This is a genomic window from Streptomyces sp. HP-A2021, from assembly GCF_022807935.1.
Lineage (GTDB): Bacteria > Actinomycetota > Actinomycetes > Streptomycetales > Streptomycetaceae > Streptomyces > Streptomyces afghaniensis.
In genome coordinates, this window is record NZ_CP094344.1 from 3,396,701 (window position 1) to 3,422,877 (window position 26,177).

Below are 26,177 nucleotides of genomic sequence, written 5' to 3' on the forward strand. Positions count from 1 at the left end.
CATGGACAGCACCGCAACCGCCTCGCTCGCCTCCCTCTGGGACGAGGTCTCCGGCACCCAGCCCGACCCCGACCTGTGGGTCGTGATCGCGACCCTGGTGGCCGCGCTCGCCGTGGTGATCCCGCACGGACTGTGGCGCGTCTCCCGCAACGCCATCACCATCGCCCACGAGGGCGGCCACGGGCTCGTGGCGCTGCTCAGCGGCCGCACCCTCACCGGCATACGGCTGCACTCGGACACCAGCGGCCTGACCGTCAGCCGCGGCAAGCCGTACGGCATCGGCATGATCCTCACCGCGGCCTCCGGCTACACCGCCCCGCCCCTGCTGGGCCTCGGCGGCGCGGCCCTGCTGGGCGCCGGCCGCATCACCCTGCTGCTGTGGCTGGCCACGGCCCTGCTGCTGGCCATGCTCGTGATGATCCGCAACGCGTACGGCGCCCTCACCATGATCGTCACCGGCGGCCTGTTCGTCCTGGTGTCCTGGCTGGCCGGCCCCCAGGTCCAGGCGGCGTTCGCCTACGTGGTGGTGTGGTTCCTGCTGATCGGCGGGGTGCGTCCGGCGTTCGAGCTCCAGGCCAAGCGGGCGCGGGGCGGGGCGGGAGACTCGGACGCGGACCAGCTGTCGCGGCTGACGCATGTGCCCGCGGCGTTGTGGTTCTTCCTGTTCCACGCGGTGTCGCTGTGCTCGCTGATCGGCGGGGGGCGCTGGCTGCTGGACCTGTGACCGGCCGGCCTGAGGGACGCGGGGCTCTGCCGTTGTGCGGCTCCGCCTCGTGGGCCCGACCGGCCCCCACGGCGCCGCACCCGAACCACTGCTCCTTATAAAGTGAAGCCATGGCCCCGAACACCGCAGACACCGCCCTTTGGCCCGCCCCGCACGCGAGCGGAGCCGTCGACGCGACGGTCCACGTGCCCGGGTCCAAGTCGGTCACGAACCGCGCCCTGGTCCTCGCCTCCCTCGCCTCCGAACCGGGCTGGCTGCGCCGCCCCCTGCGCTCCCGCGACACCCTGCTGATGGCCGGCGCGCTGCGCGCCATGGGCATCGAGATCGAGGAGGGCGTGGGCCCGGACGGCACCGGTGAGGCCTGGCGGGTGCTCCCCACGGGCCTGCGAGGCCCGGCCACGGTCGACGTCGGCAACGCCGGCACGGTGATGCGGTTCCTGCCGCCGGTCGCCGCGCTCGCGGACGGGCCCGTCCGCTTCGACGGTGATCCCCGCTCGTACGAGCGTCCCCTGAACGGAGTCATCGACGCCCTGCGTCAGCTCGGCGCCCGGATCGACGACGACGGCCGTGGCGCGCTGCCGTTGACCGTGCACGGCAGCGGCGCCCTGGACGGCGGCCCGGTGGCGATCGACGCGTCCTCCTCCTCGCAGTTCGTGAGCGCCCTGCTGCTGTCCGGCCCGCGCTTCAACCAGGGCGTCGAGGTCCGCCACACCGGCGCCACGCTGCCCTCCATGCCGCACATCCGCATGACCGTCGACATGCTGCGCGCGGTCGGCGCCCAGGTGGACACGCCCGAGTCGGGCGGCGAGCCGAACGTCTGGCGGGTCACGCCGGGCGCCCTGCTCGGCCGGGACCTGGTCATCGAGCCGGACCTGTCCAACGCCCAGCCGTTCCTGGCGGCGGCGCTGGTGACCGGCGGCAAGGTCGTCATCCCGGACTGGCCGGCCCGCACCACCCAGCCCGGTGACCGGCTGCGCGAGATCTTCACCGAGATGGGCGGGTCCTGCGAACTGACCGAGTTCGGGCTCGTGTTCACCGGTTCCGGCTCGGTCCACGGCATCGACGTCGACCTGAGCGAAGTGGGCGAGCTGACGCCGGGCGTCGCGGCGGTCGCGGCCCTCGCGGACTCCCCGTCGACCCTGCGCGGCGTGGCGCACCTGCGGCTGCACGAGACGGACCGCCTGGCGGCGCTGACCAAGGAGATCAACGAACTCGGCGGTGACGTCACGGAGACCGCCGACGGTCTGCACATCCGCCCGCGCCGTCTGCACGGCGGGATCTTCCACACGTACGACGACCACCGCATGGCCACGGCCGGCGCGATCATCGGCCTCGCCGTGGAGGGCGTGCAGATCGAGAACGTGGCGACGACGGCCAAGACCCTGCCCGACTTCCCCGACCTGTGGACCGGGATGCTCGGGGCATAGGACGCGGGGATCAGGTCATGCGCCGCTACGGCAAGCACACCGACGAGGACGACATCCGCAGCCGTCCCGGCCGCCGGAACACCCGGCCCCGGACCAACATCCGGCCCAAGCACGAGGACGCCGCCGAGGGCCTCGTCCTCACCGTCGACCGGGGCCGCCTGACCTGCCTCGTCGAGGACCGCGTGGTCATGGCGATGAAGGCCAGGGAGCTGGGCCGCAAGGCGGCCGTGGTCGGCGACCGCGTGGCGCTCGTGGGCGACATGTCCGGCAAGAAGGACACGCTCGCGAGGATCGTCCGCATCGAGGAGCGGACCTCGGTCCTGCGTCGCACGGCGGACGACGACGACCCGTACGAGCGCGTGGTCGTCGCCAACGCCGACCAGCTGGCCGTCGTCACCGCCCTGGCCGACCCGGAGCCCCGCCCCCGGCTGATCGACCGCTGTCTGGTCGCGGCCTACGCTGGCGGCCTGGACCCGCTGCTGGTCCTGACCAAGTCGGACCTCGCCCCGCCCGACAAGCTGCTGGAGCTGTACGGCCACCTCGACATCCCCTACGTCGTCACCAGCCGCGAGGAACTCCAGAACGGCACGGCCGTCGCCCGCGTACGGGAGCAGCTCGACGGCAAGATCACCGCGTTCGTCGGCCACTCCGGTGTCGGCAAGACGACCCTGGTCAACGCGCTGGTGCCGCAGGAGCAGCGGCGCACGACCGGGCATGTGAACGCGGTGACGGGCCGTGGCCGGCACACCACCACCTCGGCGCTGGCGCTGCCGCTTGCGGGCAGCGACGGCTGGGTGATCGACACACCGGGCATCCGGTCCTTCGGCCTGCACCACGTCGACCCGTCCCGGGTCATCCACGCCTTTCCCGACCTGGAGCCGGGCACCGAGGGCTGCCCGCGCGCGTGCAGCCATGACGAGCCCGACTGCGCGCTGGACGCGTGGGTGGCCGAGGGGCACGCGGATCCGGCGCGGCTGTACTCGCTGCGGCGGCTGCTGGCCACGCGGGAGCGCAAGGAAGGCGACTGACCTCCGCGTTGTTTGTCATGGCGTGAGGACGGTAAGTGCATAATCGCACCAAGCCGGATGCAAGACCGACCAGAAGCTGAACAATCTGTCGAACATCCTCAAACTGACTAAGCGGTCGCTGAACGTGGGATACGGGAGGAACGACTCATGGCGTGGCTGCTGGTCATTGTGGCGGGGTTGCTGGAGACCGGCTTCGCCGTGTGCCTGAAGCTGTCGCACGGTTTCACCCGGCTCTGGCCGACGGTCGCGTTCTGCATCTTCGCCCTCGGCAGCTTCGGCCTGCTGACCCTGTCGCTGAAGAAACTCGACGTGGGTCCCGCCTACGCCGTGTGGACCGGCATCGGCGCGGCGGGCACGGCGATCTACGGCATGGTGTTCCTGGGCGACCTGGTGTCGACGCTGAAGATCGTGTCGATCAGCCTCGTCATCATCGGCGTCATCGGGCTGCAGTTGTCGGGGTCGGCGCACTGACGTCCCGTCATGCGGCCTGCCGCTGAAGGGCGCTGCGGACCAGCTCGGCGACGCCGCCCTCGCCGGGAGGCGCGGCCACGCAGGACAGGGCGAGCCGGACGGCGAGTTCGCAGGAGCGGGCCAGGTCGGCGGTGGCGGACTTGGGGATGCCGGGTCCGGCCAGGACCGTGACGGCACGGTCGCGGACGAGGGTGACGAAGTCGCCGGGTGAGGGCAGCGGGCCGTCGGCGCGGCGCTGGGCCGGTACGGCGGAGGTGGAGGGCACGGCCGACAGGGCCGGGGACGGCAGCCGTTCGCTCCAGCAGCCGGTGAGCATGGCACGGACGAGGGCGTTCTCGCGGGCCGCCGAAGTGGTCCACTCGGCGGTGGCGGTGAGCCGCTCGCGCGGGTCGCTGTGCGCGGTGAGCGCGCGGTCGACCCCGGCGAGGTACCCGTCGGCTTCCCGCCTCACGAGCGCCCGGGCGAGCCCGTCCTTGCTGCCGAACTCGTTGTACAGCGTCTGCCGGGACACTCCGGCCGCCGCGGCCACGTCCACCATCCGCACGGCGGACCACGGCCGGCGCGCCAGCGCCGTGTAAGCGGCGTCCAGTAGAGATTCCCGCGCTGCAGGCATCATCGCCTCCCCTTGGGGCGAGCGGCTCTGCGCCCAGATTTGACGCGCACGAAACCACTGTCAAGGGTTCACGAGAGCACGCGGGGTCGCCTTTGAGCCGACCTGCGCGGGTGCGATCGTCCCGGTTGCGGGCAGTCGTACCGCCGGCAGCCCTGCCCGCAAGCCCCCTGTAGCCCCACCCCCACCTCGGCAGATAGGTTCGTTACATGCCCGACTACCTCGACGACCTGCGTCTCGCCCACGTCCTCGCCGACGCCGCCGACGCCGCGACGACGGACCGGTTCAAGGCCCTCGACCTCAAGGTCGAGACCAAACCGGACATGACCCCGGTGAGCGAAGCGGACAAGGCCGCCGAAGAACTCATCCGCGGCCAACTCGCCCGCGCCCGCCCCCGGGACGCGATCCTCGGCGAGGAGTACGGCGTCGAGGGAACCGGCCCCCGCCGTTGGGTGATCGACCCCATCGACGGCACCAAGAACTACGTACGCGGCGTCCCCGTCTGGGCCACCCTCATCTCCCTGATGGAAGCCGGCGAGGGCGGTTTCGAGCCCGTCGTCGGCGTGGTCTCCGCCCCGGCCCTCGGCCGCCGCTGGTGGGCCGCGAAGGGCTACGGCGCGTTCACCGGCCGCAGCCTCACGAAGGCGTCCCGCCTCCAGGTCTCGCGCGTCGGGAAACTGGCCGACGCCTCCTTCGCGTACTCCTCGCTCAGCGGCTGGGAGGAGCAGGGCCGCCTGGACGGCTTCCTGGACCTCACCCGCGAGGTGTGGCGCACGCGCGCGTACGGCGACTTCTGGCCGTACATGCTGGTCGCCGAGGGCGCCGTCGACATGTGCGCCGAGCCGGAGCTGTCGCTCTGGGACATGGCCGCCAACGCGATCATCGTCACCGAGGCCGGCGGCACCTTCACCGGACTCGACTCCCGCCCGGGCCCGCACAGCGGCAACGCGGCCGCGTCGAACGGCCTGCTCCACGACGAGTTGCTGGGGTATCTCAACCAGCGGTACTGAGCGGCCACCGCCGCTGAGCGACCACCGCGAGTGCGCAACCACCACCACTGAGCGCGCCCCCTGTTACCGGGCGCCCCCTTGTTGACCCTCCCTTTGCCTGCCACCCTGAGAGTCCGCCCGCTTGTGAACTTGTGAAAACATGAACAAACGGCGGGGACACCCCCAGGAGGCCTATCCATGCTCGTCCGTGACGCCATGAGCACAGTCGTCCTCACCATCGGCCCGACCCACACCCTCCGCCAGGCCGCCGCGCTGATGGCCGCCCGCAAGGTCGGCGCGGCCATCGTCCACGACCCCGACGCCGGCGGCATCGGCATCCTCACCGAACGCGACATCCTCATCTCCGTGGGCCAGGGCCAGGACCCGGACGCGGAACTCGTCCACGCCCACACCACCACCGACGTCGTGTTCGCCGCTCCGGCCTGGACCCTGGAGGAGGCGGCCGCCGCCATGGCGCACGGCGGTTTCCGTCATCTCATCGTGCTGGACCGCGACGAGCCCGCCGGCGTCGTCTCGGTCCGCGACATCATTCGCTGCTGGGCACCGGCGCGCCAGCAGGTACCCGCCTGACGACACGAACGGCCCGGGCCCCTCGCAGGAGCCCGGGCCGCCCCTGCGCGACCAGCCAGCTCGAATTAGACATTGTCCAAAGTAAGTGGAACTCTAACTCCACACCTGTTCGCGACCTGGTCCCTCTTGCTGTTAGGCTGGTGGCCATGAGTGACCTTCTGGAACGGCTGCGCGGACGCGGATGGCGGATGACCGCGCAGCGGCGCGTCGTGGCCGAGGTCCTCGACGGCGAACACGTCCATCTGACGGCCGACGAGGTCCACTCCCGAGCCGTCGCCAAGCTGCCCGAGATCTCCCGGGCGACCGTCTACAACACGCTCGGCGAGCTCGTGTCCCTCGGCGAGGTGCTCGAGGTCTCCACGGACCAGCGCGCCAAGCGGTACGACCCGAACGCCCACCAGCCACACCACCACCTGGTCTGCGCCCGGTGCGGCGCGATCCGCGACGTCCACCCGGTCGGCAACCCACTGGCGGACCTCCCCGACTCGGAGCGCTTCGGCTTCACGGTCTCGGACGTCGAGGTGACGTACCGCGGCGTCTGCCCGAACTGCGCGGCCGCCTAGCCTTCGCACGCGAGAGCCCCGGCACCCGATGGGTGCCGGGGCTTCGCCGTGCCCGCGCCCTCCCGTACCTGACGGTTCGCCATATCTCTGGAGAGCATGGCCGCTCGACCCGTATGGCGCCGGGTCGACGGCGAACCCACCCGCTCCCTCTACGAGGAGGCGGTGGGCCACCGCCGGTAGACGCACCGAGGGCCGGAACCCTTTCGGATTCCGGCCCTCGGCCTTCAGTAGCGGGGACAGGATTTGAACCTGCGACCTCTGGGTTATGAGCCCAGCGAGCTACCGAGCTGCTCCACCCCGCGTCGGTGAATGCAACGTTACGTCAACGCGGAGGGCGGATGCAAATCGCTTAGCCGGAGCCGCGAGCTGCAGTCTCGCTCAGCTGCGGGCAGTCGTTGCGAAACCCGGCGTCAGGCCGACAGCTCCTGCCGCAACGCATCCCGCAGCCGGGCCGCCCGCTCCGCCACGGACGCCGGCCCCAGGGACACCGCCCGGTCAGCCCACCGCTGCCCTTCCGCCAGCTCCCCCCGACGCGCGTAGACCAGGGCCAGCCGCAACGCCGCCCGCCCGTGCCCCGCGTCAGCCGCCCGCGTCCACCACACCGCCGCCTCGGGCTCGCTCCCCTCCCGGGCCAGCAGCAGCCCGAGATTGAACGCCCCGTTGCGGGATCCGGCCTCGGCCGCTTCCCGATACCACCGGGCCGCCTCGACGACGTCGCCCCGGGCGGCTGCGAGCATGCCCACCCGCACCTGCGCCCGCCGGTGCCCCTGCGAGGCCGCTCTCTCGTACCACTCCTCGCACTCGCTCCGCCGGTGCACCGGCTCCCCGAGCTCGTGCGCGGGCTCCGGCGGCCGGCGCGCGTCGAGCACGGTCGCCAGCCGGTACGCGGCCTCGGCGCTCCCGCCCCCGGCCGCACACCGCAGATGCCGCTCGGCCTCCTGGTCGTCGCCGTCCCGCAGCCGGGCCATGCCGACCTGAAGTGCCGCCTCGGTGTGCCCGGCGGCCGCGGCCCGCTCGTACCAGCGCAGCGCGGCCTGCTCCTCGCCCCGGCCGGCGTGCAGGATGCCCAGGTTGAAGGCGGCGTCCACGCTCCCGGCCTCCGCGGCCTTGGAGAACCACGGCTCGGCGCCGGTCTCGTCCCCGGCCCGCAGCAGCAGGATCGCCAGCGCGTTCGCGGCTTCCCGGTGCCCGGCGTAGGCCGCGCGCCGGTACCACTGCTCGGCCTGCGCGGTGCGCCCCTGCTCGGCGCAGAGCAGCCCCAGGTTGTAGGCGCCGTTCACGTCGCCCGCGTCCATCGCGGCCCGGTACCAGCGCTCGGCGGTCTGGGTCTCGCCCCGCTCGGCGTGCAGCGCGCCCAGCGCGTTCGCCGCGTTGCCGTCGCCGTCCTGGGCGGCCCGCAGCCACCACACGGCGGCGTTCTCGGTGTCGCCCGCGTCACGCAGCAGGAACCCGAGCGCGCAGGCGGCCCGCGCCTCGCCGTCCTTGGCGGACGTCAGGTACCAGCGCCCGGCCTCCTTGAGCTCGCCGCGCTTCTCCAGGATCGTCCCGAGGTGCAGGGCGGCCCGCCGGTGGCCGCGTGCGGCGGCCTGCCGGTACCACTGCTCGACCTCGTCCGGCACCTGGCCACCGTCGTCACCGTCGGTGTCCCGCGCCGCCTTCCGGTCCAGCGCCCGGGCCAGGCGGTACGCGGCCTCCCGGTGCCCGCGCTCGGCCGCGACCCGCATCCACTTCTCGGCCCCGGCGTCGCCGCGGTGCTCCAGCAGGTCGGCGAGGGCATACGCGCCCAGGGTGTGTCCCTGTTCTGCGGACTGGCGCAGCCAGTACTCGGCGGCGGGTTCGTCGCCGCGCTCACGGTGGTGCCGTCCGAGGGCGTGCGCGGCCGCCGCTGATCCGGCGACCGCGGCGATCCGCCACCAGCCGGCGGCCTCGTCGGCGTATCCGCGCTGGTGGAGAAGGACTCCGAGGTTGTTGGCGGCGGCCCGGTCGCCCGCGGCGGTGGCGGCACGCAGATGGGGTTCGGCACCGTCGAGGTCACCACGGCGCAGCAGCATGGCCCCGAGGACACTCATCGCCTCGACGTCGCCGGCCTCCGCGGCAAGCCGCTGCCGCAGCTCCTCGGCCGCCTCGTCGGCGATCTCCCCGGTCTCGTCCGGGGTCTCGGTGTCCTCCCGGCTGGAAGGCTGCACAAAACGCCCTGTCTCGAACAGAGTTGCCTTGTCCCCCATAACGTCCATCGTCGCACCACCTGCAACCTGGGTACACCTGGTATACCGCAGCCAGTGAGGTCACTACAGCGTTTTGTCGACATGCCCACAGAGAGACAAGTCAAACACAGATCTCCCAACTCCCCCCGGCGGCGCGGCCGCAGCCTGTGCCAGCACATGCGTTCACACATCACGAAGGCCCGGATTCCGTTGTGGAATCCGGGCCTTCGTGGTCGCTCCGTCACTCGGACTTCGCGATTCAGTAGCGGGGACAGGATTTGAACCTGCGACCTCTGGGTTATGAGCCCAGCGAGCTACCGAGCTGCTCCACCCCGCGCCGTTGTGTTCACAACCGTATCACGGCGCGGAGTGGGCATTTGACCAGGCCAGGCCCTAGCTGCTCGGCTTCGGGCTCGGACTGCCGCTCGGCTTGGCGCTCGGGCTCGCGCTGGGCTTGCTCTCGGCGCCCGAGCGGCCGGCCTCGGCCTGCGCGTCCTCGGCCCGCTGCAGAGCGTCCTCGAGATCCTTCTGCGCCCGGCCGTACGCCTCCCAGTCGTTCTCCTTCAGGGCCTCCTGGCCCGCGTCGAACGCCTTCTGGGCGTCCTGCAGGGCCTGTTGGACCGTCGGGTTGTCGGACGTGGGCGGTGGCGTCGTGGTGTCACCCTCGTCCGGTGGCTCGGGGGCCGCGCCCTCCGTTCCGAAGACCTTGTTGAGGGCCTCGTCGAGCGTGTTCTCGAAGGCGGTCTGGCCTCCGTAGGTGACCAGCACCTTGCGCAGCAGCGGGTACTTCAGTCCGCCACCGCGTACGTAGACCGGCTCCACGTAGAGCAGTCCGCCGTCGAGCGGCACCGTCAGCAGGTTGCCGTACTCGACTTCGGAGTCGCCGCCTCTCAGGAGCCTGATCGACTCGGCGATGTCCTCTTGGGAGTTGAACTGACTCTGGACCTGCTTGGGTCCGTTGACCGTCGTGTTCGTCGGCAGTTTCAGGATTCTGATCTTGCCGTAGTCACTGGCGCCCGCCTCGGCGTCGACCGCCATGAACGCGCTGAGGTTGTCCCGGCCGTTGGGCGTGAAGGTCGTCGTCAGCGAGAACGCCTGTGCCTTCTGGTCGGGCATCTTCATGCTCAGGTAGTACGGCGGCACCGCGTTGCCCGACCGGTTCGTCGGGTCGTCCGGCACCTGCCACACCTCGCTGCCGCTGAGGAACGTCGTCGCGTCCCGCACGTGGTAGCGCGTGAGCAGCTCCCGCTGGACCTTGAACAGGTCCTGCGGGTAGCGCAGGTGGTCCATCAGGTCCTTGGAGATCTCGCCCTTGGGCTTCACCGTGTCCGGGAAGGCCTTCATCCAGGTCTTCAGGACCGGGTCCTTGGTGTCCCACTGGTAGAGCTTGACCTCGCCGGTGTACGCGTCGACGGTCGCCTTCACCGAGTTGCGGATGTAGTTGACCTGGTTCTGCTGGGCCACCACCGCGCGGTTGTCGTTGGTCGCGGTCAGCGAGTCGGCCGTGGTGTCACCGAGGGTCGTACGCGAGGAGTACGGGTATCCGTTGGTCGTCGTGTACGCGTCGACGATCCACTGGATACGGCCGTTCACCACCGCCGGGTAGGCGTCGCCGTCGATGGTCAGCCAGGGGGCGACCGCCTCGACGCGCTCCTTGGGCGTGCGGTTGTACAGGATCCGCGAACCGTCGCCGATGGCCCCGGAGTACAGGATCTGCGGCTCGCCGAACGCCACCGCGTACGCGGCCCGGTTGACCGGGTTGGAGAGGTTGACCCCGCTGTCGCCCTTGTAGCTGGTGGTCTTCTCGCCGTTGTCGTCGGAGTAGTCGATCTCCTTCTGGGGACCGCCGACGATCGAGTACGTGGTGGTCTTCTCGCCGTAGTAGACCCGCTGTTCGTACGTGCCGAGGTTGCCCTCGGAGGGCAGGTCGGACTCCGTGAAGACCGGGCGTCCCTGCGCGTCGGCGTTGGTGCCCTCGGCGGCGACCACTCCGTATCCGTGGGTGTAACGGAAGTGGTTGTTGATCCAGTTCTTCTTCGGGATGCCCGCCAGGTTCAGCTCACGCAGGCCGATGACCGTGTCCTGGTCCTTGCCGTCCTTGGTGTACCGGTCGACGTCCAGGTTGTTCGGGAACGCGTAGTAGTTCCTGATCTGCTGGAGCTGCTGGAACGTCGGCGAGACGATGTTCGGGTCCATGATCCGGATGCTCGCCGTGGAACCGACGTCGTCGCGGAGCGTGGTCTTGTCCTCGGTCTTGCTCGTGCCCGAGTAGTCGGTGACCTTGGTGCCGTCGATGCCGTAGGCCTTGCGCGTCGCCTCGAGGTTCTTCTCGACGTACGGCGCTTCCTTGGCCTGCTCGTTCGGCTGGACCTGGAACTTCTGCACGATCGCCGGGTAGAGGCCTCCGATGAGGATCGCGGAGAGCACCATCAGGCCGAAGCCGATCACGGGCAGCTGCCAGGTGCGCCGCCACAGGGTGGCGAAGAACAGCAGGGCGCAGATGACGGCGATGCAGAACAGGATCGTCTTCGCCGGCAGATAGGCGTTGGCGTCGACGTACCTCAGGCCCGTCCAGTTGTCGGTCGCCCTGAAGTCACTGGACTTCACGGCGAGTCCGTACCGGTCGAGCCAGTAGGCGACCGCCTTCAGGGCCACGAAGACGCCGATGAGCACCGACAGGTGCCCGGTGGCCGCCGCCGTGGCGCGGGCGCCGGGGCTGGTGACGCGCAGCCCGCCGTACAGGTAGTGCGTGAGCGCGGCGGCGATCACGGACAGGATCGCGGCGGCGAAGCCGAAGCCGAGCAGGAAGCGGTACCAGGGCAGGTCGAAGGCGTAGAAGGAGACGTCCAGCTTGAACTGGGGGTCCTTCTGGCCGAAGGGCACGCCGTTGACCCACATCAGCCACGTCCGCCACTGGCCGGACGCGGAGGCTCCGGCGATCAGGCCCACCAGAGCGGTGATCCCGAGCAGCAGCCACTTCTTGTAGGGCGCGATGCCCATCCGGTAGCGGTCGAGGTTCTGCTGCTCCATGGACATGGCGCTCAGCGGCGGCCGCAGCCGGTGCGCCAGCCAGATGTTGACCCCGACCGCCAGGGCCATGAGCAGGCCGAAGACGAAGAAGAGCCCGATCTTGGTCCACAGGGTGGTGGTGAAGACCGACGAGTAGTTCACCGACCGGTACCAGAGCCAGTCCGTCCAAAAGCCCGCGAACATGGTGAACACCATGCCGAGGACGGCCAGGACGCCCAGTGTCATGAGCAGGGTCCGGACACGCCGGGACGGGCGGCCCACTCTGATCCGCGGCCCTGTCGGGCCTCCGCCGCGGTCCGGCATCTGGAAAGCCAAGGTGCGCACCTCGAAGTTCGCTGTTGATTCGTAAGGCCCGCGTCTTCACGGACCGTCCGTGGCCCCCGTGATCGCGGGCCCCCACCTATGCAACTTACTCACCGTTTACTCGGTTCCCGATTCCGGCCGGGAACGAGGCAGGATTGTGACCATGTCCAACACTCCCATGGCGGCGAGCCCGCTCACCCGGGCCGTACTCGAGATCGACGAGTACGTCTCCGGCCTCGGCTGGGACCAGTCCGCCCGCCTCTTCGCACTCGTCGACACCGCCCGCCTCCGGGCCGAACAGCCCTCGCTCGCGGACCGGCTCGGTCTGGACGACGCGTCGGAGAACACCGGCCTCACCCCGATCGAGCAGGACGAAGTTCCAACGGGCAAGCCGCTGGACGAGTTCCTGGCCACCATCGCCTGGCCCGACGCGGTGGCCGGCTGTGCCCTCGCCGTGGAGCGCCTGATGCTGCCGCCGTCCGCGGAGGCCCAGGTTCCGCAGGGTCTGGACGAGGCCGCGCTGACGAAGTGGGTGGCGGAGCACCCGGACCGTCAGGAGGTCCGTATGACGGTCGCGGTCCTGCGGGACGGCACCCGAGAGTCGGCCCTGCGCCTGCGCGAGAAGGACTCCCCGACGGAGGTCCTCACCGGATCCGATCTGGTACCGGGTCTGGCGGAGGCACTGGCGGCGACGTTCGAGGAGTAGCCGACGGCTGCGCGGCCCGGGCCGGTCCTCCGGCCCGGGGGACTACTTACCGCACTTCGGCAGATCGGCCGTGTCACCGCTGCGGATGTCCTTGAGAGCGCCGAGGGCGTCCTCGATGGTCTTGACCTTGATGAGGGTCAGGCCCTCGGGGGTGTCCTTGGCGGCGGCCTCGCAGTTGTCAGCGGGCGTCATGAAGTACTGCGCGCCCTTGGCCCGCGCGCCCACCGTCTTCATCTCGATGCCGCCGATCGGACCGACCTTGCCCTCGTCGTCGATCGTCCCCGTACCCGCCACGAACTTGCCCCCGGTCAGACTGCCTGGCGTGAGCTTGTCGTAGATACCGAGCGCGAACATCAGACCGGCGCTCGGCCCGCCGACGTCGGCCAGCTTGATGTCGATGGTGAACGGGAAGGTGTGGTCGGTCCCCGCGGAGATCCCCACGATGGCCCGCTTCTCGCCGGCGTCGTCCGACGTCGTCGTGGTGATGGTGACGTCCTGCGTCTTCGTCGGCGTCCGCTTCTCCTTCTCCGCGGCGGCCTGCTCCTTGGCGGGCACGATCGTGAAGCGGACGGCCTGGCCCGGCTTGTGCTTCGTGACGAGCTTCGCGACGTCGGCCGGCTCCTTAACCGCCGTACCGTCGACGGCCTTGATCACGTCTCCGGCGTGCAGCTCGCCCTCGGCCGGGGATCCCTTGACGACCGTCGAGACGATGACCCACGACTTCACCGGAACGTCGAGTTCCTTCAGCGCGGCGACCTTGGCGCTCTCCTGGGACTGGCTGAACTCCTCGGCGTTCTCCTGCGTGGACTGCTCCTCGGTCTTGCCGTCCGGGTAGAGCGTCTCGTGCGGCACCACCTTGTTGTCGTGCGCGAGCCAGCCGTAGACGGCCTCGACCAGGTTCATCCGGTAGTCGGCGCTGGTGACCCGGACCGTCGTCATGTTCAGATGGCCACTGGTCGGATACGTCTTCCGCCCGGAGACCTGGAGCACCGGCTCTCCGCCGTGATCGCCCAGCGTGTTCACCGTCGGCCCCGGGGACATCTCCGAATACGGCACGGGGATGAACACTCCCGCGCACAGGAGCGCGATCAGCATCAGGGTGGAGGCGAGCATCGTCGCGGTGCGGCGTGGCATGACTCGACAGTACGGGACGGTCCTGTCAGCGCACCGTCAGGGCCGCCCGTCCGGGGCGGCCCTGAGGTCTCAAACGCCTGTGACCTGCTCTTTTCCTGGCCGTCAGCTACCCGACCGAGGCCTCTCCATGGCCTCGCAGAAGCGGGCGTAACCGATGAGCTCCGGGCCGTCGCCACGGGCCTTGCGGGTCCGGTTGGCCCAACTGCCCCAGAGCCCCGCGCCGATCGCAGCCACAAGCGGAATCAGCAACCAGGCGAGCGCCGCCATGCCGACCTCCAACCCCTTGAGCGTCCGCAACTGACTGATCAGCAGATTAACCATCCGCAGTGACAACGCTCACGCCAGGGGTCCGGTTACGCAACCGGAAGGCTGCGTCCCGGATTCAGCAGGCGCCCACCCACTCCTCGGTGCCGTCGGAGAACTTCTGGTGCTTCCAGATGGGCACTTCGTGCTTGAGGTCGTCGATCAGCTTCCGGCAGGCCTCGAAGGCCTCTCCTCGGTGCGGACACGAGACGGCGACGACCACGGCGAGGTCACCGACCCGGAGCTCCCCCACCCGGTGCACGGCCGCCAGCGCCCGCACCGGGAACTCGGCGACGACCTTCTCGGCGATCCGCCTCATCTCGGCCTCCGCACTGGGGTGGCAGGAATACCCCAGCTCCGCCACGTCGGCACCCCCGTCGTGGTTCCGCACGGTGCCCACGAAGAGCGCCGTGCCGCCGGCCGCGTCGTCCCCGACGGCCCGGAACACCTCGTCCACGGAAAGGGCCGTGTCCCGGATACCGATCAGCCTGATCGGATCCTGCGCGGCCTGCTCACCCGGGTGATCGTTCGTGGATGCCATGCCTCCATCGTGCCGCACGCGACCGACAGCGCGGAATAGAGCTATCGACCGGCACGCGCGCGTGCGCGTTGGACTCTCCTACGACCACGACCACGACGGACCTGGGAGGCCGGGCCGGCGGGGCGGGTCAGATGCGCCGCCGGGCCTTGCGCGCCCGCCGCACCACCGCGGCAGCGCCCAGCAGCGCCACCGTCGCTCCCGCGGCGCCCGCGGCCGTCGCGTCCTTGCGGCCCAGTCGCCGCCCGGCCACCGTGTGCCGGCCGGAGACCTCCTCCAGGAGCTCCGCCAGCACCTCCTCGTTGGTGTACCGCGGCCGCCACCCCGCGTCGTGCAGCCGACTGCCGCTGACCACCCAGGGGTACATCGTGTACGCCAGGTCCCCGGCCGGGGACGGCGTGAGACCGATGCGGTGCAGGCGCGCCGCCGCACCCAGCGCGACCGCCGACGGCAGCTCCATCCGCCGGATGCCGCTGAGCTCCTCGACCTCCTCCTGCTCCAGCCACCCGTCGCACCCGACGGTCAGTTCCCCGTCGACCTTCTCCAGGACGGCGTACTCCAGGGCACTGCACAGGTCCTCGACATGGCAGAACTGCCATGCGGGCCGCGACCCGGCGACGACAAGCAGTCGGGGAGACTCGAAGTACCTGGTCAGCGCGGTGTCCGTGCCTCCCACCAGGATCGCCGGCCGCACCACGGTGACGTTCAGCCCGGGGTGCGCCCGCGGCGCCCGCCGCGCCAGCCGCTCGATCTCCAGCAGGTCGCCGACGCCCGTCGCCTCGGCCGTGGCCCGCAGCTCCGCGTCCTCGGAGAGCGGCAGCTCGTTGTCCGGCAGCGCCCCGTAGACCATCGCCGAGGTGCACAGCACGACCCGGTGCACCCCGGCCGCCGCGGCCGCCGTCAGGACGGTCTGTGTCCCCCGTACGTTGTAGGCCGTTCGGGCGGCGGCGTCGGTCTCCAGGTCGAGGTCCAGCGCCAGGTGCACCACCACGTCGGCGCCCCGCAGCTTCTCCGCGATGGCCGGATCCCGTACGTCCAGGATGTGCCACTGCGCCGCGGCGCAGTCGCCGCGCCGCTCGTCGATGGCGACGACCTGCTTGACCTCGTCGGACGCGGCGAGCTGCTCGGTGAGCAGGGCGCCGACGCCGTACGCGGCACCGGTGACCGCGACGACGGGTCCGCGTGCCGCGGGGCCCGCGGAACTGGTTGACTGGTTTCGCGCTGCGCGAACCTGCGGATCTGGGGAACTCACCGGGCGTCTCCAGCGGTTGTCTTCAGTACGAGCGCGAGCGACGCGTGCGTACCAGGTGGCATCCATCCTGCCGCAGGCTGTCAGTCGGCGAAGCACCGAGGCCCGATCCGCCCCAGGTGTCTACGCTGGGTGGTGTTGTCGGGCAGCCGTGCCGCCGGAAAGAACCGGCGGCCCTACCAGCCGAGGAATCCCGTGAGTGACACCCCATTCGGATTCGGCCTTCCGCCGGAGGAGCCGGACGACGGCGACGAGGGCAAGAAGAAGGACCAGGAGAGCGGTGGTGGTCAGGGACCGGCCAATCCGTTCGGTTTCGGCGGCCTGCCCGGAGCCGGAGGATTCGGCGGCGGCCCCGGCGGCCCCGGTGCGGACAATCCGTTCGCAGCCATGTTCGGCTCTCTGAACCCCAACGACCTGGGGGCCGCGTTCCAGCAGCTGGGCCAGATGCTCTCCTACGAGGGCGGCCCGGTGAACTGGGACATGGCCAAGCAGATCGCCCGCCAGACGGTCTCCCAGGGCAGTCCCGACGGCACCAAGGACACCAGCGTCGGCCCCGCCGAGCGCAAGGCCGTCGAGGAGGCCGTCCGCCTCGCCGACCTGTGGCTCGACGACGCCACGTCGCTGCCGTCCGGTGCCGGCTCGGCCGTGGCCTGGAGCCGCGCCGAGTGGGTCGAGGCGACCCTGCCCGCCTGGAAGGAGCTCGTCGACCCGGTCGCCGAGCGCGTCGGCACCGCCATGGGCGACGTCCTGCCGGAGGAGATGCAGGCCATGGCCGGCCCGCTGATCGGCATGATGCGCTCGATGGGCGGAGCCATGTTCGGTACGCAGATCGGGCAGGCCGTCGGCGTGCTCGCCGGCGAGGTCGTCGGCTCGTCCGACATCGGCCTGCCGCTGGGCCCGGCCGGCAAGGCCGCGCTGCTGCCGGTGAACATCGAGACCTTCGGCAAGGACCTGAGCGTCCCGCAGGAGGAGGTGCGGCTGTATCTCGCCCTGCGCGAGGCCGCCCACCAGCGGCTCTTCGCGCACGTGCCGTGGCTGCGCTCGCATCTGTTCGGAGCGGTCGACGGCTACGCCCGCGGGATCAAGGTCGACACGGCCAAGCTGGAGGACGTCGTCGGCCAGTTCGACCCGCAGAACCCCGAGCAGCTCCAGGAGGCCCTCCAGCAGGGCATGTTCCAGCCCGAGGACACGCCCGAGCAGAAGGCCGCCCTGGCGCGTCTGGAGACGGCTCTGGCGCTCGTGGAGGGCTGGGTCGACGCGGTGGTCCACGCCGCCGCGAAGCCCCGGCTGTCGTCCGCCGACGCCCTGCGCGAGACGCTGCGCCGCCGCCGCGCCTCGGGCGGCCCGGCCGAGCAGACGTTCGCCACGCTGATCGGCCTGGAGCTGCGCCCGCGCCGTCTGCGTGACGCCTCCCGTCTGTGGGCCTCGCTCACCGACGCGCGCGGTGTCGATGGCCGGGACGCCCTGTGGCACCACCCGGACATGCTGCCGACGGCCACCGACCTGGACGACCCGGACGGCTTCGTGCACCGCGAGCAGATCGACTTCTCCGAGCTGGACAAGATGCTCGGGGAGGCGGCGGACAAGCCCGACCTGAACAAGCCCGACCTGAAGAAGAAGGACGAGGGCGAGGGCGAGAACAAGGGCGACGACGCCGAGTGAGCCTGTACGACGACGCGGTCCTCGTGCTCAAGGAGTACGAGGACCAGACCGACCTGCGCCAGGCCTACCTCGACCATCTGGCGCAGCACCCGGACGGCCTGTGGAAGGCCTGCCACGCGGGCCACATCACGGCGAGCGCCCTGGTGATCGACCCCGAGGCCGGCCGGGTCCTGCTGACCTTGCACAGAAAACTGCGGATGTGGCTCCAGATGGGCGGCCACTGCGAGCCGGGCGACAGCTCCCTCGCGGCCGCGGCGCTGCGTGAGGCGACGGAGGAGTCCGGCGTCTCGGGGCTCTCGCTGCTGCCGGGCGGCCCCGTGCGCCTGGACCGGCACCCGATCCCGCCGCCGTGCCACTGCCACTTCGACGTCCAGTACGCGGTCCTGGCGCCCCCGGACGCCGCGCACGTGATCAGCGACGAGTCGCTCGACGTGCGCTGGTTCGGGTACGACGAGGTGGCGGAGGTGGCCGACGAGTCGGTCGTCCGCCTGCTGGAGGCGACCCGCGCGAGGCTCGCGGCCTGAGACACGCGTAAGGGGCGACCGCCAGAGCGGTCGCCCCTTACACCTTGCCAGGTCCGTGGTTGCTCAGTTCCAGACGTTGCCCTGGTTCTGGCCGCGTGCTCCCTGCTGGCCCATGCCGTACTGCGCGGCGAGGCCCGAGCCGATCTGGGCGTTCTGCGGCGGCAGCAGTTCGCTGGGCTGGACGAGCGCGAAGCCGGTGCCCATGAAGCTCAGCTCCCAGCCCTCGCCGGTGCTGCCGCGGCGCCGCCACACCCCGGAGGAGTGCGTCTGGGCCTGCATCTGTACCCGCAGGCTGGTCGACCAGGCGACGATCGCGTCGGCGTCGCAGTTGACGTACTTGTCGGGCGTCACCTGCATCAGCAGCGGCATGCCCGAGGTCATCAGGGCGATCTTGCCCCGGCCGGTGATGTTGAGCTGGTACTTTCCGGAGCCGGAGATGCCGTAGAGGCTGTCGACGGCGATGACCTCGTGGTGCAGGGAGGAGTCCATCGCCAGCACATAGCTGCTGTCGACGGTGAGGCCGTCCTGCTCCACCTCCATGACGTGGACGTGCTGCTTGAGGTTGGCGAGGTAGACCGTGCCCTGCCCGTGGCAGCGCATCAGGTCGAGTCCCTCACCGGTGTGCGCACGCGAGCGTGCCTGGTCGTTGCTCTGGTACTCGGCGTCGAACTCGACGAGGCCCTGGTAGGCGACCATGGTGCCCTTGCGGGCCAGGATGTCGTCGTGGCCCTCCAGGGCCACGCGCAGCATCTGCTTGTTCTGCAGACTCCAGCGGTCCTGGGTCTGCTGCTCGTTGTAGGCGAAAATCGGGCTCTGCATGGCGTGTGGCTCCCCCTCAGCCCCGGACCCGGAGGCGGTCGGTGCTGTCCTCGCTGGGCTGGACGACGACGATGCCCTGACCGGAGAAGGCCATCTGGTAGGCCTCGCCGCTGCCGCGGCCGATCAGCGACTGCGCCCGGAAGCTGCGCTTGCCCTTCACCTTGAGGTTCGGGGACCAGGCGACCAGGGCGTCGGGGTCGACGTACGTCTCGTCCTCGCCGCCTCCGCAGTCGACGACGATGGGCTTGCCCCGGGAGGTCAGCGCGACCCAGCCCTGCCCGGAGATCTTGGTGTTCCACAGGCCCTGTCCGGCGAACTTCGCCAGGCCCTTGACCCGCTCGACGCCCCATGTGAGGTGGGCGTCGAAGGCGAGCAGGTTGGTGGCGTTGACGGAGATGCCGTCGCCGTTGAGGTTGATCACGACGACGTTCGCCCCGTAGTCGGAGAGGTAGAGCAGGCCGTCGCCGGAGCACTTCATCAGGGGCGCGCCCTCACCGGTCATCCAGTCCTTCGCGATCTGGCGCACGGCCGGCGGGTTGGGCTCGTACTGCACGAACCCTTCGTAGGCGACCATCGACCCCACGCGCGCGAGGAGATCGTTTCCGGTCTGCATGGCGACCTTCAGCATGTGGTTGCCGTGGTTCTCCATGCGGGCGGTGACGGGTGCGGGGGCGTGGCCCGCGAGTTGCTGTGTCATGACGGGCTCCCTCAGACCTCGTACGGCTGGACGACGATGAAGTTCCCGGGCGCTGCCCGGAACTGGAGGTTGACGCTCTCCCCCGTGTCACCCGGGTAGGCGTTGCGGCGCATCCGCACCTGGCTGGAGACGACGACCTGGGCGGCGGCCGACCAGGCGACCACGGCGTTGCAGTCGGCGAACGTGGTGGGCGTGACCGGCAGGACCACGGGCGTGCCGTGGGTCTTCACGACGATCGTGCCGGTGCCCGTGAACTGCATCGTGAACAGCGCGCCACCGGGGATGCCGTGCCCCTCGATGCGGCGCACCTCGTACTGGAGGCTCTCGTCGAAGGCGAGGACGTTCTCGGCGGAGACGCAGATGCCGTCGCCCTGGAGCTCGATGGGGTGCAGCATCGTGGAGTCCTCGGCGAGGAACACCTGTCCCTGGCCGGTGCAGCGCATCAGCTGCATCTCCTGGCCGGTCGCGTTGCCCACGATCCGGCCGGCGAAGCCGGCGCCCTTGTAACTGAAGTCGACCTTGCCCTGGTAGAGCACCATGCTGCCCTGGCGGGCCAGCACGGGCTGCCCTCCGATGCCGAGGTCGACGCGGATGAGCTTCTTGTTCTGCTGCGTCCAGCGCTGCCCGGTGGGGGTCTCCTTGAACTTCTGGAGCGCGGCGGCGACTCCGGGGCCCTGCGGCGCTCCCTGGGGAGCTCCTTGAGGCGCTCCCTGCGGCGCTCCGTAGGGGGCTTGCCCGGGCTGCTGACCGAAGGGCGGCTGCTGGCCGTAGCCCGGTGGTGGTGTGGGCTGGCCGTAGCCCGGGGGCGGGGCCGGGGCGTGGGGTGCCTGGGGTGCTGCCTGAGGCTGGCCGTAGCCGGGCGGCGGCGGGGCCGTCTGGCCGGGGACCTGGCCGTACGGCGGCTGCTGCTGGCCCGGCTGGCCGTACGGCGCGGGCGCGGGGGCCGGGGGCGGTACCGGGGAGCCGCCGGGCGGGGTGTTCATGGGCGCGACGATGGTCGGGGCGGCGTGCACCTGGGGTGCGGGCGCCGGGGCCGGGGGCGGAGTGGCGCCGGGCGGGGGCGCGAAGCCCTGCGCGGCGGGCTGGGGAGCCGGGGCAGGGGCCGGGGGCGCTGCCGGTGCGGGCGCGGGGGCGGGTTCCGGAGTGCCGGGGACGCCGAACGCGGGCGGTGCGAAGCCCGGGGCGGTACCGGCCTGCGGCTGCTGCGCGGCGGGCGCGGGCGGCGCGGGCGTCTCCTCCTCGGCCACCTCGCCGCCGAAGTTCTGCAGCAGCGCGTCGAGACCACCGTCGAAGCCCTGTCCGACAGCGGCGAACCGCCAGACGTCCTTCAGGTAGAAGTCGCCGAGCATCACGGCACGTTCGGTGGAGAACTCCGAGCCGCCGAAGGGGTAGCGGGCCACTTCCTCGCCACCCGCGACGATGCGGATGTAGCCGGGGGCGATCTGCGACATCTGCCCGGCGCCGTCGATCGTCGCAGTGAAGGACAGCTTCTGGATCTGCGGCGGGATCCGGTCGAGCGTCACCCTGAAGGACTCCGTGTCGCCCGCCTGGGCGCCCAGGAGCTGAATGGACTCCTCCGGGGTCTTCGGCTGGTTGTAGAAGACGAAGTACCGGTCGTCCGAGAGCCGTTCGTCGGCGTCCAGGCCGAAGCAGCTGATGTCGAAGCTCAGCCCGGGGCCGGAGATCTGCACGCCTACGTACAGATCCGTGCCCGCGGTGAGGTCACTGATCCTGGCCTTGTGGCCGCGTTGGAATTCCCTGGCCATGCGTAACGACCGTCCCCCATCCAGAACGTGATTGCGTCGCGCCAGGCTAACGGCAAACCCGGACACCGGACGAGGTCGGTACAGACCCGGTACAGAACCCGTGCCCGGCCGTATCGGCTGCTCTCCAGCGGAAAGCGGTCACTCACCCCGGAGCTCGCGTGGGTGCTCAGCACCAGGTGCTCAGCCCGTCCCTCAGCTCGTGGCTCGGCCCACGCGACACTCAGCCCGCTGGGCGCTCACCCCGCGCACCGGGCACATGGGGCAACCGCTCGGCCGCGACCACGCCTTCGAGGTAGCCCCGGGCCCGCTCCGTGCGCGGATAGGCCTCCAGCAGCTCCCAGAAGCGGGGTCCGTGTCCGGGGACGAGCAGATGGGCGAGTTCGTGGACGAGGACGTAGTCGACGACGTACTCGGGCATGCCCTGGAGACGGTGGGACAGGCGGATGCTGCCCTCGGACGGGGTGCAGGATCCCCAGCGTGTGTTCTGGTTGGTCACCCAGCGCACCGAAGCGGGCCGGGCCCGCCCGCCGAAGTACTGGTCCGAGAGGCGTCGGGCCCGCTCGGCCAGCTCGGTGTCGCCGAAGGCCCGCTTGCTCTCCTGGGCGGCCAGCTTGTCGAGCATGACGTTCACCCAGCGCTGCTCCTCCGCCTCGGACATCCGGGCGGGGATGAGCACAACCGTGCGATCGCCCTCGCGGTACGCGGAGACCGTTCTGCGTCGGCGGGCGCTCCTGCGGACCTCGATCGCGCTCGCCCTCGAGCCGCTCGGCGGCTGGCTCGTCGTGCTGCGCTGTGGCTTTCCGGCGCGGTGCAGTGGGTCGGCGGGCACGCCCCGACGTTACCCGCTGTACCCGGGGAAGTCCCGGCTCCGAGAGGGTTCGATGCCCGTACACCCCCACCTGCCGCCGGATTTGTACGACGAATGCCCGCGCCTGTGGACAACTTTCTGCAGACGACGACGGGTTTGGGCATGCTGGCTGTTGTCGGCGAAGCGACGGACAGGCCCGGCCCGGGACCAGGCCGGCCAGCGACCGGGGTGGCGCGCGACATACGGGGACGATCCAAGGCATACGGGGGGCCTGTCATGCATCCGATGGTGAAACCCGCGCTCAGGCGCGGCTGGCGCGACCTCAACACCGTGCAGTTCGGGATGACACCGGCGCATGCGATGACGCTCGGCCCGATGGACCTGGCGACGGGCAGCTTCCTGGATCTGCTGAACGGCACACGGGGGCTGGAACTGCTGCGTGAGGAGGGGCGCCGGATGGATCTGCCCGACGGCCATGTCGACGGGCTGGTGCGGCGGCTCGCCGGGGCCGGTCTCCTCGACGACGCGCGGGGCGGCGGGCCGGCCGCCGACGCCCTGCGGCAGAAGAAGGAGGTCCTCGACCGGCTGCGTCCCGACCTTGCTTCCCTGTCCCTGACCACCTCGGCACCGGGCGACGCGATGCGCCGGCTGGCCGCCCGGCGCGCGCAGCGCGTGCAGGTGCAGGGCGCGGGCCGGGTCGGTGCCGTGCTGGCGTCGCTGCTGTCGGGGGCGGGTGTGGGCGAGGTCGACGTGCGCGACGGCGGCCGTGTGGAACCGTGGGACGTCGCGCCGGGCGGGCTGCCCGCGGAGGCCGTCGGCGACCGCAGGGACGAGTCGGCCCGCCGGGCCGTGCGCAGGGCGGCCCCGGACCGGCCGCCGCGCCGCGCGGCATCCCGGACAGTCCCGGAGGAAGGCGACCCGGGCTTTTCGCTGGTGATCGTCGCCCCGCGCGACGATGTCGCCGTGCACGCACCCGACCCGTCGGCCGCCGAACCGCAGATGTCCTCCGGGACACCTCATCTGTACGCCGGGGTCGTGGAGGGGACCGGGGTGGTCGGCCCGCTCGTCCTGCCCGGGGAGACGGGCTGCGCGAGGTGTCTGCACGAGAGCCGCACCGACCGGGATCCGACCTGGCCGCGTCTGGTCGCCCAGTGGCGCTCCGGCAGGCAGCGACAGGTGCGGCCCTGCGACCTGACGCTGGCCACTACGGTGGCCGGACTGGCCGCCGCCCACGCGCTCGCCTTCCTGGACGGCCGGGTTCCGTCGAGCGCCGGGGCGCGCTGGGAGGTCTCCGTGCCCGGTCTCCACTGGCATGCGCGGCCGGTCTGGGCACATCCGGCATGCCCGTGCGGGGCGGCGGAGAGAGAAGCGGAGAGAGGAAAGGGGGAGCACCCCTCGGAGGATGGGGAGTCACACGAGACAATGGCGGTGCAACGGCCGTCGGCGCAGTGCCGTAAGGCAGCGGCGAAGCGGCCGGCTGGGACTTGGAGGGCGCATGTCTGATCTTCCCCGGAAGGCGGTCACCCGGACCGCCAAGCTCGCCGCGCTCCCGCTCGGCATCGCCGGGCGGGCGACCTGGGGATTCGGCAAGCGGATCGTCGGCGAGTCCGCGGAGCTCGTCGGCCGCGAACTCCAACAGCGCACGGCCGACCAGCTGTTCAAGGTGCTCGGCGAGCTCAAGGGCGGCGCCATGAAGTTCGGCCAGGCCCTGTCCGTCTTCGAGTCCGCGCTGCCCGAGGAGGTGGCCGGCCCCTACCGGGCCGCGCTGACCAAGCTCCAGGAGGCGGCGCCGCCGATGCCGACGCGCACCGTGCACGCGGTGCTCGAGGAGCGGCTGGGCGAGGGCTGGCACGAGCTGTTCCTGGAGTTCGAGGACAAGCCCGCCGCGGCGGCCTCGATCGGCCAGGTGCACCGCGGGGTGTGGCATGACGGCCGCGAGGTGGCGGTCAAGGTGCAGTACCCGGGCGCCGGCGAGGCCCTGCTGTCCGATCTGAACCAGCTGAGCCGCTTCTCCCGCCTGCTCGGCCCGCTGATCCCCGGCATGGACATCAAGCCGCTGATCACGGAGCTGAAGGACCGCGTCTCGGAGGAGCTGGACTACGGCCTGGAGGCCCAGGCCCAGCAGGCCCACGCCGAGGAGTTCACGGACGACCCGGACGTGGTCGTGCCACAGGTGGTGCACCAGTCCGACCAGGTCCTGATCACGGAGTGGATCGACGGCATCCCGCTGTCGGAGATCATCGCGGACGGCACCCAGGAACAGCGCGACCGGGCCGGCCAGCTCCTGGCCCGCTTCCTGTTCTCCGGCCCCGCCCGCACCGGCCTGCTGCACGCCGACCCGCACCCGGGCAACTTCCGGCTGCTGCCCGGCGGTCCGGACGGTGAGGACGACTGGCGCCTGGGCGTCCTGGACTTCGGCACGGTCGACCGTCTCCCGGGCGGTCTGCCGGCCACCATCGGCGAGTCCCTGCGGATGACCCTCGACGGGGAGGCCGAGGCGGTCTACGAGCTCCTGTGCGCGGAGGGGTTCGTGAAGGAGACCATAGAGCTGGATCCCGACGCGGTCCTGGACTACCTGCTGCCGATCATCGAACCGGCCGAGGTAGAGGAGTTCACGTTCACGCGCGGCTGGATGCGCAGCCAGGCGGCCCGCATCGCGGACCCGCGCTCCCCCGCCTACCAACTGGGCAAGCAGCTCAACCTGCCGCCGGCGTACCTGCTGATCCACCGGGTGACGCTGAGCACGATCGGCGTGCTGTGTCAGCTGGGGGCGACGGTGCGTCTGCGCGAGGAGTTGGAGGAGTGGCTGCCGGGGTTCCTCCCGGAGGACCCGGCGGACGGCGAGGCGTCGGTGGCGGAGGCATGAGTCTCAGCGGGCACCAAGGGTGACCGCTGCCCGCGCCTCACCACCAGTCCGAGTCCAGGCGTCCCTCGATCGACCTGAGGTTCTCCCGGGAGCAGGTCTCACAGAAGTAGCGACGGACACCGTTCTCGACGGAGTGGGTCCAGGTGAGTGGTGGGCCGTCGGCCAGGGAGCCGGCCGACGTGCCGCAGCGGTCGCACACGAGCGGCTGGGCCCCCGCTGCGGAGCCGTCGTCACCGCTTCCGGGATGACTCGTCACCCGGCGACGATATCGCCGTGCCCGACGGCCGCGCTGCGCGACGCGGGGTTCGTCCGCCGTCCGCGCGCGGCCCGGCCGGTTCGCGGGACACAACGCACCGCGGGGGCCGGTCCGTTCGGACGGACCGGCCCCCGCGGGAGAGCTCGGCCTCCCGGGCTCGGGAGGCCACCGCTTCAGGTGAGGTCGGTTACTGCATGACCGCCATGGCCAGCGCCCGGCGGGCACGCCGTGAGGCGCGCTCCGCCCTGCGCTGCATCCGGCGGGCGGTCGCCAGGCGCACGGCCGGGCGTTCCCGCTCCGCCTCTTGCAGTCGCTCGCGCATATGCGCACGAGCCATGGCTTCTGGGATGAGTTGCATCTCTCGGGTCCTGTTCTGACGCGAGTCCTTCGCGCCGGTGGTGGTGAAGTCTTGGGTCGCGGAGCCTGCGGGCTCGTCAGTGGACGGCTTCATCGGGGCCTGCTTCTGGGGGTCGTGCGTGAGGGGACGGTCGATCGTTCCTGCGGTGTTCATGCCGTAACCGGGTTCTTGCGCGGGCGGCCACGCGGCCGCTTCCGGGCGACGACGACACCCTGCACGAACAGCTCGCCACCCCAGACGCCCCAGGGCTCACGCCGCTCCTTGGCGCCGGCGAGGCAGGCCTCGACCAACGGGCAGGTGCGGCAGAGGGACTTGGCGTACTCGACGTCCGCGGGCGACTCGGCGAAGAAGACCTCCGGGTCGTAGGAACGGCACGGGACGGGTACGCCGAGGTTCTCGATGGCGTCGTCGAGCGCGGTGAGCGCGGTGAGCGGGGTCAAGGCGGAGTCCTCCGTGGAGCCGGGCTTGGGGATCGTTTCGGAAGGCGGTACGGACGGGGCGTGCGCTTCGAGTTGCACGGTTCGTCTTCCTCGTCTGGTCGTTCCGGCCTG

Annotated in this window: 26 protein-coding genes and 2 tRNA genes; 12 read left to right on the forward strand and 16 right to left on the reverse strand. The window is 71.1% G+C overall.

Annotated features, from left to right (window positions below):
• The first annotated feature begins 1 nt into the window (after position 1).
• The 4 genes from MQE23_RS15340 (at position 2) to MQE23_RS15355 (ending at position 3,650) form a co-directional block, all read left to right on the forward strand.
• Entirely contained in the window at positions 2 to 724 is a 723-nt protein-coding gene (locus MQE23_RS15340; RefSeq protein ID WP_243379391.1) for a M50 family metallopeptidase, read from the forward strand.
• 110 nt (positions 725 to 834) lie between these two features.
• On the forward strand, positions 835 to 2,151 hold the full coding sequence (gene aroA, locus MQE23_RS15345; RefSeq protein WP_020275084.1) for a 3-phosphoshikimate 1-carboxyvinyltransferase: 1,317 nt from the start codon (positions 835 to 837) through the stop codon (positions 2,149 to 2,151).
• A 17-nt stretch (positions 2,152 to 2,168) separates the two neighbouring features.
• Positions 2,169 to 3,179, forward strand: a complete 1,011-nt coding sequence (gene rsgA, locus MQE23_RS15350) for a ribosome small subunit-dependent GTPase A (RefSeq protein WP_020275083.1) — start codon at positions 2,169 to 2,171, stop codon at positions 3,177 to 3,179.
• A gap of 147 nt (positions 3,180 to 3,326) precedes the next feature.
• The gene (locus tag MQE23_RS15355) at positions 3,327 to 3,650 is read left to right on the forward strand and encodes a multidrug efflux SMR transporter (protein WP_020275082.1); all 324 of its coding nucleotides are present in this window, start codon (positions 3,327 to 3,329) and stop codon (positions 3,648 to 3,650) included.
• A gap of 7 nt (positions 3,651 to 3,657) precedes the next feature.
• On the opposite strand, the gene MQE23_RS15360 is transcribed toward MQE23_RS15355, so the two are convergent.
• Complete coding sequence (locus MQE23_RS15360; RefSeq protein ID WP_243379392.1) at positions 3,658 to 4,266, reverse strand: TetR/AcrR family transcriptional regulator; 609 nt, start codon at positions 4,264 to 4,266, stop codon at positions 3,658 to 3,660.
• A gap of 203 nt (positions 4,267 to 4,469) precedes the next feature.
• Here MQE23_RS15360 and hisN point away from each other — a divergent pair, with 203 nt between their 5' ends.
• The 3 genes from hisN to MQE23_RS15375 all read left to right on the forward strand — a co-directional run bounded on the left by hisN (position 4,470) and on the right by MQE23_RS15375 (position 6,403).
• A complete protein-coding gene (gene hisN, locus MQE23_RS15365) occupies positions 4,470 to 5,270 on the forward strand; it encodes a histidinol-phosphatase (RefSeq protein ID WP_020275080.1) in 801 nt (266 codons plus the stop codon).
• A gap of 177 nt (positions 5,271 to 5,447) precedes the next feature.
• On the forward strand, positions 5,448 to 5,840 hold the full coding sequence (locus tag MQE23_RS15370) for a CBS domain-containing protein (RefSeq protein ID WP_020275079.1): 393 nt from the start codon (positions 5,448 to 5,450) through the stop codon (positions 5,838 to 5,840).
• Between the two features lie 146 nt (positions 5,841 to 5,986).
• Entirely contained in the window at positions 5,987 to 6,403 is a 417-nt protein-coding gene (locus MQE23_RS15375) for a Fur family transcriptional regulator (RefSeq protein ID WP_037671479.1), read from the forward strand.
• Positions 6,404 to 6,631: 228 nt separating this feature from the next.
• Here the strand turns inward: MQE23_RS15375 and MQE23_RS15380 are convergent.
• The 4 genes from MQE23_RS15380 to MQE23_RS15395 all read right to left on the reverse strand — a co-directional run bounded on the left by MQE23_RS15380 (position 6,632) and on the right by MQE23_RS15395 (position 11,940).
• Positions 6,632 to 6,705 (reverse strand) — tRNA-Met (locus MQE23_RS15380).
• Positions 6,706 to 6,813: 108 nt separating this feature from the next.
• Positions 6,814 to 8,637: a tetratricopeptide repeat protein gene (locus MQE23_RS15385; protein ID WP_243379393.1), complete on the reverse strand. Its 1,824-nt coding sequence runs from the start codon at positions 8,635 to 8,637 to the stop codon at positions 6,814 to 6,816.
• A 233-nt stretch (positions 8,638 to 8,870) separates the two neighbouring features.
• A tRNA-Met gene (locus MQE23_RS15390) sits at positions 8,871 to 8,944 on the reverse strand.
• Positions 8,945 to 9,000: 56 nt separating this feature from the next.
• Positions 9,001 to 11,940: a UPF0182 family protein gene (locus MQE23_RS15395; RefSeq protein ID WP_082320005.1), complete on the reverse strand. Its 2,940-nt coding sequence runs from the start codon at positions 11,938 to 11,940 to the stop codon at positions 9,001 to 9,003.
• A 163-nt stretch (positions 11,941 to 12,103) separates the two neighbouring features.
• Between MQE23_RS15395 and MQE23_RS15400 the strand changes: the two genes are divergently transcribed.
• A complete protein-coding gene (locus MQE23_RS15400; protein WP_037671475.1) occupies positions 12,104 to 12,646 on the forward strand; it encodes a PPA1309 family protein in 543 nt (180 codons plus the stop codon).
• A gap of 42 nt (positions 12,647 to 12,688) precedes the next feature.
• On the opposite strand, the gene MQE23_RS15405 is transcribed toward MQE23_RS15400, so the two are convergent.
• The 4 genes from MQE23_RS15405 to MQE23_RS15420 all read right to left on the reverse strand — a co-directional run bounded on the left by MQE23_RS15405 (position 12,689) and on the right by MQE23_RS15420 (position 15,873).
• Positions 12,689 to 13,780: a PDZ domain-containing protein gene (locus tag MQE23_RS15405; RefSeq protein WP_037671473.1), complete on the reverse strand. Its 1,092-nt coding sequence runs from the start codon at positions 13,778 to 13,780 to the stop codon at positions 12,689 to 12,691.
• Positions 13,781 to 13,882: 102 nt separating this feature from the next.
• Positions 13,883 to 14,101, reverse strand: coding sequence for a hypothetical protein (locus MQE23_RS15410; RefSeq protein WP_243383001.1), 219 nt, complete (start codon positions 14,099 to 14,101; stop codon positions 13,883 to 13,885).
• A 61-nt stretch (positions 14,102 to 14,162) separates the two neighbouring features.
• On the reverse strand, positions 14,163 to 14,624 hold the full coding sequence (locus MQE23_RS15415; RefSeq protein ID WP_020275072.1) for a molybdenum cofactor biosynthesis protein MoaE: 462 nt from the start codon (positions 14,622 to 14,624) through the stop codon (positions 14,163 to 14,165).
• Between the two features lie 127 nt (positions 14,625 to 14,751).
• Positions 14,752 to 15,873 (reverse strand): SDR family oxidoreductase, encoded by a 1,122-nt coding sequence (locus MQE23_RS15420; protein WP_243379394.1) that lies wholly within the window; start codon positions 15,871 to 15,873, stop codon positions 14,752 to 14,754.
• Between the two features lie 192 nt (positions 15,874 to 16,065).
• Between MQE23_RS15420 and MQE23_RS15425 the strand changes: the two genes are divergently transcribed.
• A complete protein-coding gene (locus MQE23_RS15425) occupies positions 16,066 to 17,532 on the forward strand; it encodes a zinc-dependent metalloprotease (RefSeq protein ID WP_243379395.1) in 1,467 nt (488 codons plus the stop codon).
• A complete protein-coding gene (locus MQE23_RS15430) occupies positions 17,529 to 18,056 on the forward strand; it encodes an NUDIX hydrolase (RefSeq protein WP_243379396.1) in 528 nt (175 codons plus the stop codon). Before MQE23_RS15425 ends, MQE23_RS15430 begins: the two co-directional genes overlap by 4 nt.
• Before the next feature lie 63 nt (positions 18,057 to 18,119).
• Here the strand turns inward: MQE23_RS15430 and MQE23_RS15435 are convergent, their stop codons facing one another.
• The 4 genes from MQE23_RS15435 to MQE23_RS15450 all read right to left on the reverse strand — a co-directional run bounded on the left by MQE23_RS15435 (position 18,120) and on the right by MQE23_RS15450 (position 22,167).
• Positions 18,120 to 18,875, reverse strand: a complete 756-nt coding sequence (locus tag MQE23_RS15435) for an AIM24 family protein (protein ID WP_020275069.1) — start codon at positions 18,873 to 18,875, stop codon at positions 18,120 to 18,122.
• Positions 18,876 to 18,891: 16 nt separating this feature from the next.
• Positions 18,892 to 19,572, reverse strand: a complete 681-nt coding sequence (locus MQE23_RS15440) for an AIM24 family protein (RefSeq protein WP_020275068.1) — start codon at positions 19,570 to 19,572, stop codon at positions 18,892 to 18,894.
• An 11-nt stretch (positions 19,573 to 19,583) separates the two neighbouring features.
• The gene (locus tag MQE23_RS15445; RefSeq protein ID WP_243379397.1) at positions 19,584 to 21,338 is read right to left on the reverse strand and encodes a TerD family protein; all 1,755 of its coding nucleotides are present in this window, start codon (positions 21,336 to 21,338) and stop codon (positions 19,584 to 19,586) included.
• A 220-nt stretch (positions 21,339 to 21,558) separates the two neighbouring features.
• Positions 21,559 to 22,167 carry a M48 family metallopeptidase gene (locus MQE23_RS15450; RefSeq protein ID WP_243379398.1) on the reverse strand — a complete coding sequence of 203 codons (609 nt, stop codon included), beginning with the start codon at positions 22,165 to 22,167 and terminating at the stop codon, positions 21,559 to 21,561.
• A gap of 255 nt (positions 22,168 to 22,422) precedes the next feature.
• Here MQE23_RS15450 and MQE23_RS15455 point away from each other — a divergent pair, with 255 nt between their 5' ends.
• The gene (locus MQE23_RS15455) at positions 22,423 to 23,649 is read left to right on the forward strand and encodes a TOMM precursor leader peptide-binding protein (protein ID WP_243379399.1); all 1,227 of its coding nucleotides are present in this window, start codon (positions 22,423 to 22,425) and stop codon (positions 23,647 to 23,649) included.
• A complete protein-coding gene (locus MQE23_RS15460; RefSeq protein ID WP_020270251.1) occupies positions 23,642 to 25,012 on the forward strand; it encodes an AarF/ABC1/UbiB kinase family protein in 1,371 nt (456 codons plus the stop codon). Before MQE23_RS15455 ends, MQE23_RS15460 begins: the two co-directional genes overlap by 8 nt.
• Before the next feature lie 37 nt (positions 25,013 to 25,049).
• Here the strand turns inward: MQE23_RS15460 and MQE23_RS15465 are convergent, their stop codons facing one another.
• The 3 genes from MQE23_RS15465 to MQE23_RS15475 form a co-directional block, all read right to left on the reverse strand.
• Positions 25,050 to 25,268 (reverse strand): hypothetical protein, encoded by a 219-nt coding sequence (locus MQE23_RS15465; protein ID WP_082319742.1) that lies wholly within the window; start codon positions 25,266 to 25,268, stop codon positions 25,050 to 25,052.
• Between the two features lie 187 nt (positions 25,269 to 25,455).
• Positions 25,456 to 25,779, reverse strand: a complete 324-nt coding sequence (locus tag MQE23_RS15470; RefSeq protein WP_020270253.1) for a hypothetical protein — start codon at positions 25,777 to 25,779, stop codon at positions 25,456 to 25,458.
• The gene (locus MQE23_RS15475; RefSeq protein ID WP_010047663.1) at positions 25,776 to 26,144 is read right to left on the reverse strand and encodes a WhiB family transcriptional regulator; all 369 of its coding nucleotides are present in this window, start codon (positions 26,142 to 26,144) and stop codon (positions 25,776 to 25,778) included. The genes MQE23_RS15470 and MQE23_RS15475 overlap by 4 nt, the downstream gene beginning before the upstream one ends.
• Between the last annotated feature and the right edge of the window lie 33 nt (positions 26,145 to 26,177).

Excerpts from the sequence above, each read along its gene's own strand:
- MQE23_RS15340 (WP_243379391.1), top strand. The coding sequence starts at position 2 with ATGGACAGCACCGCAACCGCCTCGCTCGCCTCCCTCTGGGACGAGGTC.
- aroA (WP_020275084.1), top strand. The coding sequence starts at position 835 with ATGGCCCCGAACACCGCAGACACCGCCCTTTGGCCCGCCCCGCACGCG.
- rsgA (WP_020275083.1), top strand. The coding sequence starts at position 2,169 with ATGCGCCGCTACGGCAAGCACACCGACGAGGACGACATCCGCAGCCGT.
- MQE23_RS15355 (WP_020275082.1), top strand. The coding sequence starts at position 3,327 with ATGGCGTGGCTGCTGGTCATTGTGGCGGGGTTGCTGGAGACCGGCTTC.
- MQE23_RS15360 (WP_243379392.1), bottom strand. The coding sequence starts at position 4,266 with ATGATGCCTGCAGCGCGGGAATCTCTACTGGACGCCGCTTACACGGCG.
- hisN (WP_020275080.1), top strand. The coding sequence starts at position 4,470 with ATGCCCGACTACCTCGACGACCTGCGTCTCGCCCACGTCCTCGCCGAC.
- MQE23_RS15370 (WP_020275079.1), top strand. The coding sequence starts at position 5,448 with ATGCTCGTCCGTGACGCCATGAGCACAGTCGTCCTCACCATCGGCCCG.
- MQE23_RS15375 (WP_037671479.1), top strand. The coding sequence starts at position 5,987 with ATGAGTGACCTTCTGGAACGGCTGCGCGGACGCGGATGGCGGATGACC.
- MQE23_RS15385 (WP_243379393.1), bottom strand. The coding sequence starts at position 8,637 with ATGGACGTTATGGGGGACAAGGCAACTCTGTTCGAGACAGGGCGTTTT.
- MQE23_RS15395 (WP_082320005.1), bottom strand. The coding sequence starts at position 11,940 with ATGCCGGACCGCGGCGGAGGCCCGACAGGGCCGCGGATCAGAGTGGGC.
- MQE23_RS15400 (WP_037671475.1), top strand. The coding sequence starts at position 12,104 with ATGTCCAACACTCCCATGGCGGCGAGCCCGCTCACCCGGGCCGTACTC.
- MQE23_RS15405 (WP_037671473.1), bottom strand. The coding sequence starts at position 13,780 with ATGCCACGCCGCACCGCGACGATGCTCGCCTCCACCCTGATGCTGATC.
- MQE23_RS15410 (WP_243383001.1), bottom strand. The coding sequence starts at position 14,101 with ATGGTTAATCTGCTGATCAGTCAGTTGCGGACGCTCAAGGGGTTGGAG.
- MQE23_RS15415 (WP_020275072.1), bottom strand. The coding sequence starts at position 14,624 with ATGGCATCCACGAACGATCACCCGGGTGAGCAGGCCGCGCAGGATCCG.
- MQE23_RS15435 (WP_020275069.1), bottom strand. The coding sequence starts at position 18,875 with ATGCAGAGCCCGATTTTCGCCTACAACGAGCAGCAGACCCAGGACCGC.
- MQE23_RS15440 (WP_020275068.1), bottom strand. The coding sequence starts at position 19,572 with ATGACACAGCAACTCGCGGGCCACGCCCCCGCACCCGTCACCGCCCGC.
- MQE23_RS15445 (WP_243379397.1), bottom strand. The coding sequence starts at position 21,338 with ATGGCCAGGGAATTCCAACGCGGCCACAAGGCCAGGATCAGTGACCTC.
- MQE23_RS15455 (WP_243379399.1), top strand. The coding sequence starts at position 22,423 with ATGCATCCGATGGTGAAACCCGCGCTCAGGCGCGGCTGGCGCGACCTC.
- MQE23_RS15460 (WP_020270251.1), top strand. The coding sequence starts at position 23,642 with ATGTCTGATCTTCCCCGGAAGGCGGTCACCCGGACCGCCAAGCTCGCC.
- MQE23_RS15470 (WP_020270253.1), bottom strand. The coding sequence starts at position 25,779 with ATGAACACCGCAGGAACGATCGACCGTCCCCTCACGCACGACCCCCAG.